The sequence below is a fragment of the Candidatus Xenohaliotis californiensis genome, from assembly GCF_963930935.1.
Classification (GTDB): Bacteria; Pseudomonadota; Alphaproteobacteria; order Rickettsiales; family CAWVOK01; genus Xenohaliotis; species Xenohaliotis californiensis.
In genome coordinates this window covers 54,048-64,787 of the sequence record NZ_CAWVOK010000014.1, presented here as the reverse complement: position 1 = coordinate 64,787, position 10,740 = coordinate 54,048, and the positions used below count along the sequence as shown (strand labels likewise).

The 10,740-nt window shown below is 29.8% G+C and carries 13 protein-coding genes; 9 read left to right on the top strand and 4 right to left on the bottom strand.

From position 1 onward, the window contains the following. Positions 1–30 precede the first annotated feature (30 nt). From AABI72_RS01845 to AABI72_RS01830, 4 genes are all read left to right on the top strand, one after another. Complete coding sequence (locus AABI72_RS01845; protein WP_338363835.1) at positions 31–675, top strand: recombinase family protein; 645 nt, start codon at positions 31–33, stop codon at positions 673–675. Between the two features lie 589 nt (positions 676–1,264). Then, the gene (locus AABI72_RS01840; RefSeq protein WP_338363833.1) at positions 1,265–1,516 is read left to right on the top strand and encodes a nitroreductase family protein; all 252 of its coding nucleotides are present in this window, start codon (positions 1,265–1,267) and stop codon (positions 1,514–1,516) included. Positions 1,517–1,545: 29 nt separating this feature from the next. After that, positions 1,546–1,926 (top strand): hypothetical protein, encoded by a 381-nt coding sequence (locus AABI72_RS01835; RefSeq protein WP_338363831.1) that lies wholly within the window; start codon positions 1,546–1,548, stop codon positions 1,924–1,926. A gap of 2 nt (positions 1,927–1,928) precedes the next feature. Continuing rightward, positions 1,929–2,726, top strand: coding sequence for an SDR family NAD(P)-dependent oxidoreductase (locus tag AABI72_RS01830; protein WP_338363829.1), 798 nt, complete (start codon positions 1,929–1,931; stop codon positions 2,724–2,726). Positions 2,727–2,999: 273 nt separating this feature from the next. On the opposite strand, the gene AABI72_RS01825 is transcribed toward AABI72_RS01830, so the two are convergent. Beyond that, the gene (locus tag AABI72_RS01825) at positions 3,000–3,620 is read right to left on the bottom strand and encodes a hypothetical protein (RefSeq protein ID WP_338363827.1); all 621 of its coding nucleotides are present in this window, start codon (positions 3,618–3,620) and stop codon (positions 3,000–3,002) included. 173 nt (positions 3,621–3,793) lie between these two features. Here AABI72_RS01825 and AABI72_RS01820 point away from each other — a divergent pair, with 173 nt between their 5' ends. Further along, positions 3,794–3,988 carry a hypothetical protein gene (locus AABI72_RS01820; protein ID WP_338363825.1) on the top strand — a complete coding sequence of 65 codons (195 nt, stop codon included), beginning with the start codon at positions 3,794–3,796 and terminating at the stop codon, positions 3,986–3,988. A 2,277-nt stretch (positions 3,989–6,265) separates the two neighbouring features. Here the strand turns inward: AABI72_RS01820 and AABI72_RS01815 are convergent. Continuing rightward, positions 6,266–6,592, bottom strand: a complete 327-nt coding sequence (locus tag AABI72_RS01815; protein WP_338363824.1) for a hypothetical protein — start codon at positions 6,590–6,592, stop codon at positions 6,266–6,268. 25 nt (positions 6,593–6,617) lie between these two features. Continuing rightward, positions 6,618–6,911 (bottom strand): ribose-phosphate pyrophosphokinase-like domain-containing protein, encoded by a 294-nt coding sequence (locus AABI72_RS01810; RefSeq protein WP_338363822.1) that lies wholly within the window; start codon positions 6,909–6,911, stop codon positions 6,618–6,620. 476 nt (positions 6,912–7,387) lie between these two features. Here AABI72_RS01810 and AABI72_RS01805 point away from each other — a divergent pair, with 476 nt between their 5' ends. From AABI72_RS01805 to dcm, 3 genes are all read left to right on the top strand, one after another. Next, positions 7,388–7,552: a hypothetical protein gene (locus AABI72_RS01805; protein ID WP_338363820.1), complete on the top strand. Its 165-nt coding sequence runs from the start codon at positions 7,388–7,390 to the stop codon at positions 7,550–7,552. A gap of 43 nt (positions 7,553–7,595) precedes the next feature. Then, positions 7,596–8,093: an Eco47II family restriction endonuclease gene (locus tag AABI72_RS01800; RefSeq protein ID WP_338363842.1), complete on the top strand. Its 498-nt coding sequence runs from the start codon at positions 7,596–7,598 to the stop codon at positions 8,091–8,093. Positions 8,094–8,168: 75 nt separating this feature from the next. Next, a complete protein-coding gene (gene dcm / locus AABI72_RS01795) occupies positions 8,169–9,362 on the top strand; it encodes a DNA (cytosine-5-)-methyltransferase (protein WP_338363818.1) in 1,194 nt (397 codons plus the stop codon). A gap of 527 nt (positions 9,363–9,889) precedes the next feature. On the opposite strand, the gene AABI72_RS01790 is transcribed toward dcm, so the two are convergent. Continuing rightward, positions 9,890–10,063, bottom strand: coding sequence for a hypothetical protein (locus AABI72_RS01790; protein WP_338363816.1), 174 nt, complete (start codon positions 10,061–10,063; stop codon positions 9,890–9,892). A 177-nt stretch (positions 10,064–10,240) separates the two neighbouring features. Here AABI72_RS01790 and AABI72_RS01785 point away from each other — a divergent pair, with 177 nt between their 5' ends. Next, positions 10,241–10,462 carry a hypothetical protein gene (locus AABI72_RS01785; RefSeq protein ID WP_338363814.1) on the top strand — a complete coding sequence of 74 codons (222 nt, stop codon included), beginning with the start codon at positions 10,241–10,243 and terminating at the stop codon, positions 10,460–10,462. Positions 10,463–10,740: the final 278 nt, after the last annotated feature.

Genomic DNA, 10,740 nt, shown 5'->3' with positions numbered 1-10,740 from the left:
CATTAATATGTATCTATGTAAAAATTAACTATGAATATATCAAAAAATTATCCAGAAATAATTTCAAGTTTAAGTAAAATATATCCTTGTGTCAAAAAAGCATCAGTAGATAATATTGTTCCTTATGGTTATGCTAGAGTCTCAAAAAAAGGTCAAGATTTAGAGTATCAAAAAAAAATTCTCTTAGGTATGGGAGTTAAGCCAAATTTAATATTTACTGATAGAGAGAGTGGAGCTAAGGAAGATAGAAAAGGTCTTCATATGGTTTTAAACTGCCTGAAAGCAAATTATTCTGTATTATTTATTTATAAAGCAGATATACTTAGTCGTAATTTTCCACACTATGTAAAACTTATAGAGAAAATAAACCAACTAGGTGTAAGAATTTTTACTCATGATCAGCATGAACTAACCTTTTTAGATTCAGCTAGGTTACTACAAACTGCTATGTTAGGTTTATTTTCTCATATGGAGAGACAAGCTCTAATAGAAAGAACCACTGAGAGTTTGAAAGGTAAAAAATGTGGTAGAAAATCCTTTCAGTTTACTCCCAAGCTTAAAAAAGAAATTATTAAAAGATTAGCTAACAAGCAATCTATTAATTCTATCTCTAAAGATTTAAAGATTACTTATTCAGTTTTATATAAATATATACCTAATTTATTAAATTTTTAACATTTGGTTTTTAGATATATTTCATCCTAAAGCAAGGAGTTTAGTTTATTTTGAAGCAAAATTCATTAAGTAAATCCTACCCTTTGTAGGTTTTACCTGTCAAACAAGCTCAGCTTCATTTATTACAGTTCTTCTCTAAAGAGCAAAAGATTCATAATTTTCTATTACTATGAAGATCACGTTCTGTTAAATAAATACAGGCATTTGTTATAGATGAAAAATTGAATTAACTATTATCTATCCATACAACTGTATAATAATCTACATGAAAAAGTATTAAATTCGTTTACATTTTCTCATTCTTGGTTTAAATATGGTATTCTATTTATGTTCTATTGGTCTAGACACGGATACTTTTAATAGCTTGTTGTACATGAGAAATAGATATGCATTTATATGATAATATACTTAGATTTTTCATGTCAATAGACATGTTTACTGTTTCTTTTATGTTTCTTTTGTTTTCCTGTCTTTAGTGTTATGATTCATGCACATTCACTATTGTAAGTATATGCATATTTGTTTTTGAGTATTTTGGCATATATAATTAAACATAATAATAAGTTTAATCAATGTAAGTAAACAGTATATGAAGCATGATATTACTTACTATGCTAAACATTGTTATTTTGCAAAGGTTTATGATTTTAATAAGAAAATATCAGATGAAAATATAGAGAAGATTAAAGAGCTTTTGCATTACAGTGCCTCTAGTACAAATTTACAGCCATGGTATTTTATCTTGCCTTCCACAGTTGAGGGTAAGATACGTATTGCCAAATCAACAGAAGAGAAGTATCCATTTAACAAAATTTTATTTTTAATAATTTATATGTTATAGCGTTTTGTAGTAAGTTAGAAGTTGATAAAATGCATATGCTTAAGGTGTTAAAGCAAGTAGAAAAAGATGGACGTTTTGTTGTTGATCCTGAAATTCATAAATCACAAATGTACATGGCTTGTAAGTTGTTTGCTAATTTACATAAATATGATTTTAAAGATGTGCAATATTGGATGGATAAACAAGTCTATCTTAATATTAGTCAGTTTTTGCTTGGCATTGCTACCTTAGATACTGATGCAATGTCAATGAAAGGTATTGACACTAAACTGGATGAAGAATTTGGTTTGCGTGAAAAAGGTTTTAGCAGTCTTGTGGTGTGCCAATTGGGCATCATCATCATGAGTTTTAATGCTACTAAGCTGCCTAAGTCTCATTTGCCTTATTTAAAAATGCTCACAGGGGTGTGATAATGGTAAAAAATATTTTGATCACTGGCTCCACTGATGGCATTGGTCTTGAAACAGCAAAGAAATTGTTAAAACAAGGTCACTATGTGTTGCTGCATGGTCGTAATTCTCGAAAATTAGAGAATGTTGTGGCAGAGCTTTCTGCTTTAGGGAAAGTGGAGAGTTATGTTGCTGATTTATCTGATATGAATATGGTAAGAAAGTTAGCGAAAGAGGTATCAGATCACCATAAGAAGCTGGATGTTCTCATCAATAATGCTGGGGTTCTTAAAGCACCTAATATCGTGACAAAAGATGGTTTGGATATTCGTTTTGCAGTAAACACTATTGCACCATATTTGCTAACAAAATTACTTTTACCATTGCTTGATAGTAAATGTCGTGTGGTTAATTTATCCTCTGCTGCACAGGCTTCAGTTGATTTGGATATATTAACTGCTAAGAATAATAAGCTAAATGCAATGGATACTTATTCACAAAGCAAGCTTGCTATTACTATGTGGTCATTTGCTATGGCAGACTCACTTGGAAGTGATGGACCTATTATTATTACTGTTAACCCTGGTTCATTATTGGCAAGCAAGATGGTTCATGAAGGGTTTGGAATAGTGGGCAATGATATCAGTATTGGTGCAGACATTCTTGTTCGTGTTGCAATATTTGATGAATTTTCAGATGCTTCTGGTAAATATTTTGATAATGACAGCAAGCAATTTACTAATCCTCATTCAGATGCATTGAATAGTCAAAAATGTAATGCAATTATTACTCAGATTGAAAGTTTTCTTTCTAAATTATAAATGATATGGCAAAATTATGTTATATATTTGTTAGGGTTATTTTATGTTAAAATAATCATTGCTATTCTTTAGTATTCTCATACCATTATATCTTCTATGGTAGTAAAATAATTAACTTTTTATTATTTTTTAATATAGACAATGGAGATTTTAGTATTTGCTATTAGATTAACCTTATTCTTTTTAATATTTCTGGGAACTGGTAATATTTTTTATTGAGAATTTAAGATAAGCATATGATACAATTTATATCATATGCTTTGCATCATAAGTTTATTTTTTATCTTTATAGACATTGAAGAAAATTTTATAAAGTTTAAATAACAATGATTCTAAAGTAATAGATCCTTCGCCTAATAAAATATCTTTAGATTCTTTAAGTGCTTTGTCATTTTGCAAATAGTGTAATCTTAGATATAAAATTTCTTTTGAAAGCATCTTTCCTTTAGCTTCTTTAAATTCTTTTGTTTTGTTAAATAATTCTTTTAAGATTAATAAAAAAGTTGTTTCATTGTTTAAAAAGTCTCCAATAGTGCTTGATGGAGATGGCACATAACTTAAGGCACTTCTAGATAGTGTAATTATATTATCACCTATGGAGTAAATGCTTTCAAACTGTTTTTCAGGTTTGTATTGAGAAATGCTCATATAAATTTCTGGTGTTTCTTTTATTTTATTAACAATGGATTTTTGTCTAATTTTATAGAGATATTCGGTAATATCAAATATAGTTCCTACTACAACAAGAGGACTTATTCCTGATCCTACTTCTGAAAATAGATAGTCTCCAGTTGAGCTAGGAATTGCTTTTGTTAGCTTACCGCGGTCATACATAAGTATTCCTTTTTTTTTCACTATTGTTTGAGAAGGTTCTCTCCAAAATGCTTCAGTCATAATTTTACCCCATTACATAATATTGAATACTATTCAAGAGAATTATATTTTTTTATAACGTTATGTAAATAATTTATTTTATGTTGTTCTTGTTTTAGAATATTCAATTAGATTATTCACTGCCTTCTCATTTAATTAATTAATCAAGTAAATCAATACATCATAGATGAAAAGTGCCAACCTGCAATATTATTCCAACTCTTAATATTAACTCAGTAATTATTGTAACAGCAGGTACAGTTTATAAACAGATGGTTGGAAGATTTTGTGTTAAAAATAAAATGACAACTGATACAGTTATTGATAATAGAAATTTTAGTACACTGAAGTTTGCTGAAAAGACAATAAAAAAGATGTATAATTCATAATTGACTATTGTGTAAATGTGCTGTCTGGTGATAAAAATTTGATATTTTGCCTTTAGTCAAAAGTAAACAGGGCTATTTTAATCTTGTTAAGTTTGTTTTAGAGTCTTCTATCAGATTTGCAGAAGAATTATTTGTTGTTTTTATGGACTAATTAACTTAATACTGATTTAATTATGTTTGATAGTAATTCAGTTAATGGATTAATAACTGCTTGTGCAAAAAGTAAGGTTAATAATGTATATGCTAGCCATACTAATACAAGCCTTTGATGTTCATCTGTATTTATAAATACAATAATGCTGCTGATTGATTTACCTATCAGTGCAACTTTTCACTAGTGATAGTCAATACAGCATTTTGTCATTAAATAATGCTATCAAACTCATGATATGTTGATGTGTATTAGTAGTGCTCAATATTTCAGATGAGAATCCTTGCAACTCTATAATTGGCAATCTTCCAAAAATAGAACAACTCATTAAGTTAAGTCATGTGTTACAATATCTCAAATGTTTGATTTCTGAAGGAAAATTTAAATTTAAAGTTATAGGTCTCAGTAATATTGTAGGGTCATTATACAGTCATTTTTAACAAAGTTTTGTGTTTGGGAAGTTTTATATTAAAGTGTTGATCCTATTGCATAGTTGATTGATGGATGGCACACTGTGCAGTCATTTTATATATGGTAACTAAAATTTTCAACAACAACTTTAACATCTTCCTGACATATAAATCTATACTAATAACCTCAGTTAATAGGAACAGTATTGCCAATTTATTTGTAGTAAGAGTGCATAAAGCTTGTGAAATTATCCTTATTAAGGAAAGTTTATATTCCAGCATATTTTCTTATAGTTGAAAGCTTTGCTTCTGTAAGATGATATCTTTTAGTTTGTTTTTGCTCAGAGTCACAAGTTAATGTCAAAGATGATTTATTCCAGGCAAATTTTTTAGCTATCAGTCCTATATATACCAGTATGATAAAAAACTAGCTTTCATATATTATTTTACAGTCTTTTTAGGTAAGTTCTTCCAGTAGCTCGCTTTGATATTTTTTTTTCTAAATACTTTAGTAGGTGGTATCGGACAATTTTTAAGGCATTTCAAAGAGACATATGATCATCTTTTTTCAGGAAACATAAAAGATATATTTAAATCATTGCAAATAGCTAATATTATTAATTTCTCATTTTTTAATGTAGATCAAAATACTGTGTTTAAGCAATAATTTACATACTGTTTTGCAGCTTAAATCTTTTAAACATTACCTATTTCCTATAGATTTTTCTCACCGAAACATCTTTCTGGAAATACTATATCAGTAAAAGTATTTTAAAAAAGAACTGCTACACTTCAATTATATCATTATGAAAAAAATCACATTGTTACACTATTTTTACCTGCTAGTGGCAAAACCAATAGCATGTAATTTTTCAGTGAGAATGCAATATTTTTTGTTTTTTTGTAAAGAAGTTTTTTCATATAAATTTTTAAACTAAAAATAGAACTATAGTAAGAGATTTTACTGAAAGAATGCTCATATTTTATATGATGTATTTTGTCCAATTGTAGCACAGTAATACTTTAAATTTTTATATTGGCCTTGGCCTTTGTCATGCTAAAGATGATTTGATATTAGAATTGACAATCTGTGAATTGTTGCTAAATACTTGACAAAGCTGAAAGAAGAATTTTTTGGTTTTGATAATTTTTTTATTGAGAATGTGCAAACCAATTACGTAATTGCATTACTGAATTATTGGTAGCATTTCAAAAGGTTCCATTCTTCTTTCTGCAATAAATTTCTTACTGGTAACATCTTTTGCAACATACTTCAGATTAGTACCTGAGGCAATGACTGATGTTCTCAGAGCTGAAAGTATTTAGGGAGTAAGGGAATGATACCACTTGATTATTTACTGGATTCATATTGACAACACACCTAGCGTTAATCAATATTCCAGTTCACGAACCGAAGTCCACAAGTTTCGAAGAAGAGGCCGCAGCTGCAAAGGAAACCGCAAAGTATTGCCCAAGTTCTATTGCCCCACATTATGCGCTTTTCTCAAGAGCCCAATTTGTTTAGCTATCTCTCTAATTACTGGCACTGCCACACTATTACCAAACTGCCTTTGGTATTCTCCCTTCCCTAAAGGAAGGCATCAGCGCCAGCATGTTTCGAACGACCACTCTTTATTGAGTCCAAACAATAAAGTTTGTAATTTGGCATTCTTAGCAAATGACACAAAAACAAATGGATTACTAGTTGCTCCAGGCCTAGTTGTTTAATACTGTTATAGATGATATCAGAATGGCAATCTCAGGAACCATTGCAGGTGCAACAAAATTTAATATCGAGTTGCATATGGTTTTTTTTCTTTTGTCTTTATGAACAATAGCGAGCTGAATATTTAATTCATCAGCTATTAAGCTGCACTGCTTAACATTTTTTATATCAGGTGCAACAATCACAGAACTAGAACGATCAATATCAATACTTCTGATAATGAATTTAACAGGCGAGATGTTGCAAAAATATCCTGAAAATAAACTAGGAATTGAATTATGATGGACATCAAAACTATAAATAGTGATAATTCCCATATTTAATAATATGTCTAAGATAATTCTAATTCCAACAGCACTTCTGTTTCAATATCACCTGTTTTAGTTTTTGTTTTTTCTTGATAATATTGTCTTGAATATATAAATATGGGATTGTCATAGAAATGTCATGCGCTCCAGCACGTTTTACGATGTCAATCATCATAAGCAATTCCATCAATCTCATATTTGGGTATGGAAATAACTGATGTGTGATGTTGATTTTTTGTCCTGATAAGTTTTCTTTACTACCTAGTTGAAGATTAGCGATTGATTCATAATAAAATTCAGCATCAGGAACATTAAAAACTTTCTCCATTAATTTGCGTTTTAATTGGCAATCTTTTTCACAAAAAATTCTCGCATCTGTTATGGTTGTTGCTCCTTATTTAAGTGTGTAAAATCTTTACTGTTGGTTCTGCACAAGATATCTTTGAGCGAAACATTGCAGTTTTCAAAAACTCATTCTATTAAAACATCCTTCTCATTATTAATGACACATGTGACTGCACTATGAACACATGAGACATGCAATATTGTGTCATCATCTGTTGTTTTTACTGGTATAGCGTCATTAATATCTGTTATAGTTCAAATATAGATTGTCAATTACATCCCCTGTAGCTTACCTTGTATTTATTAGCTTTTCTAATTTCTTCTGCAATTGATTGTAGTTGCTATATTAAGGTTACACCTATGCTTAGTAACCCCCTTTCTTTAGTTAGTTGTAATTAAATTTATAAGCAGATATAATCATATAAACAATTAATAATCTATGTAATAATCAGTTTGACTATGGATAATAATAAAAGTGATCTATCTTTCATAAAGTATGAAAATTTATATTTAATATGTAAAGAAATTATAGATATTTTACAAAAAGCCAATGAGCAAATAGAATCTACTATACATAGCAATATTATAGACCCTTTTTCAGCTGTATTTGAAGCATCATTTTAGGTTACCACTTGAAGAATGGATTGAAAGAGAAAAATCAAGATAAATACATAAAACATTTCAAAATGCTATAGGTGGGTTTCATCAAAAAATTCTAGGAAAAATAAAAGGCTGGGAAGATCTAGGGAGTGGTAATGTTGTTGATATTGTTAACCATGAAAAGAAAATAATTGTGGAAATCAAAAACAAGTATAATACAATCAAAGGCAATCATAAGGTAGCAATATATGATGATATTGATTTAATCCTAAAAGATAAATATATAGGATATACAGGATATTATGTAGCTATTATTGATAAAAAGAGAATCAACTTATCATTTACCCCTCCGGATAACAAAACTAAAACAAGAAGAAAAGAAAATCAGTATATTAGGCAAGTAGGTGGTAAAACATTCTACACAATAGCTACTGGAAATGAGAATGCTATTGAAATGATTTATCAAATAGTTCCTAAAATTATTTCAGATATTATTGGTGCATCTGACACTAACATCAGCAAAAGCTCTTTATTTACAGAATTCTTTGAGAAAAGCTTTAAATAACCCTTGCTTTATGCAATGGTTATTTATATAATAGAGTTATTGGTTATAAATTTTCTCAATGATTAATTATATATAATGAAACTAACAGTCCACGAAGTGAGTAAAAATCTTTCTGTTTCTCCTGACACAATTAGGAGATGGAATAAGAAAGGATTAATTAAAGCTACTCGATCTTCTCAGAATTATAGATTATTTGATTTAAAAGAAGTTACTAGATTGTACAATAAGCTTAATCTTAATAATACTATTACTGATAACCTTTATAAGATATTCATTGAACAAGACAAAAGTAATTACACTGGTATTGATTTATTTGCAGGAGCTGGAGGAATGGCTTTAGGCTTTGAAAATGCTGGTTTACATCATCTTTTATTAAATGAGATTGATAAAAATTGCATAGCAACATTAAGAAATAATTTTTATAATACTGAAATCATTCACGATGATATTAATTATATTTGTTTTAAACAATATATGAATAAAATTGACTTCATTCAAGCTGGGTTTCCTTGTCAGGCTTTTAGTTATGTAAGAAAAAGTCTAGGGTTTGAAGATACTAGAGGGACATTGTTTTTTGAATTTGCAAGAGCCATTAAAGAAACAAATCCTAAAATAGCTATAGGTGAAAATGTACGAGGCCTTATTAACCATGATGAAGGTAGAACATTACAAACAATGATTAAGGTTCTAAAAGAATTAGGTTACAAGGTAGAATATAGATTACTTAAAGCACAATATTTAGATGTACCTCAAAAAAGAGAAAGATTGATAATATTAGCTATTCGTAATGATTTGGATATAGATTTTGTATTTCCTCAAGAAAAAGATTACATTGTTACCCTTAAAGATGCCTTGAAAGATTGCCCTCCATCAATAGGAATGGAATATTCAGAAAGAAAAAAGAAAATATTATCTTTAGTACCTGAAGGTGGGTATTGGAAAGATTTACCTGAAGAGTTACAAAAAGAATATATGAAAGTTAGCTTTTACCATACTGGTGGCAGAACTGGAATGGCTAGAAGACTTGCTTGGGATGAGCCTTCTTTAACGTTAACTTGTAGCCCAGCACAAAAACAAACTGAAAGATGCCATCCAGAAGAAACAAGACCTTTAAATGTAAGAGAATATGCCAGAATACAAACTTTTCCTGATAATTATAAATTTGAAGGTTCAATGCATGCTCAATATAAACAAATTGGTAATGCTGTACCTGTAAATTTAGGCTATCATATAGGTTTATGCGTAAGAAAGATGTTGGATAGTATTTAACTAACTCTTTGTTCTCATTAGCTCAATTATTGGCTCATTATGAGTGTCACTATAGGATATTAGTTCTATTCTGATATTAACTACCCATCTAACAAAACAATAGGAAAAAAATGACATCAATGCACTTCATTGGTAAAAGGAGCATTGGTTCTCAGAACTAAATTATAATCACCATTGTAGCCCAACTCTGGGTTGACTTTGATCATATTATCTAATGCTCAACCCGAGATGTGTGCCCAATTCCCACTGTTATTGTGGTGTTTGCCATTTAGTGGCATAGGTTAGATAGCCTAAAAACATCATGTGAGACATATCCGCAATCCCAGAGAATATTCTTTTGTTAGCCAGCTTGTCCAAGATGTCATTTTCTAAAGTAAGATACGTGTTGTAGGTAATATTGGCAAAAGGGGAGGCTGTCCCTTGCAATTAAATCTGACGCTGTTGTTGTTCCTCTTTTCACAGTAGCAGATTTTCCAAAGGTTGTGCTGTGAGGAGATGCTCATTGTCCTGCTCCAATTTCTGCAAACCTATTTCATTGACGACGTTAAGTGGATACTCTCAAGGATCTTATTGATAGTGGTTTTGATCTCAATCTTCACTGATTCGATAGCAGCATTTATAAAATTTAATAACTTATTGCTTGCATCAAACCCAGACAATACCTTTCCTTTGAATGACTCTAGGATTTGGTTTGAATCCATGTTTTGGTGTAATCAAGTTGTCCTAGAGACACATGCTTGCAATGTTAAGTATGTATGTGGTTATAAATGAGATTTTTCTCACCATGACTTGAAAGAATAGTAATAAGAATGATTGTATATATATCGTTTTTATTACCTGTAATTAAGTTGGGAACAGAAGAAGAAGGATGGCAGAGGATGAGCGTTTCTCCTGTAGGGTTTCATGTAGGAAGGTTTTACGTTGCGAGAGTATTTCGAGAGATTTTATTAAAAGAGAATTTACATTTCGATGGTAAATTAAATCAGCTTGCATGGAAGGCATTTAATTATAGACCATTTCCAATAACTAATAAAATAAATCAGAGAAATCTTTTTCAACAAGAAGTATGCCAAGAAAGAAAAAGGTTTGTCTTTCCTTAATAAATTTAGATAGGTTTAAAGAGGAGTTGATTGCCTACTTTACCGAAGAAGAAGTCCTCTTTCTTGTTAAATACTTAAGAGGATTTGCCAATAGGGTGAGAGATGAATTCTTTCGTGTTCGTAAACCAATCTCCATAGAAGCTTTTATGGAGATTTTCGATCCTGTTATAGACAAATCAGTTGTTTTATGCATTTATTTGTCTTTCATTTTGATGATTTTGCTATAAAGAATAAATTAAGAAATAATAATTACAATAATTCAACTTTTTTTCTTTAGT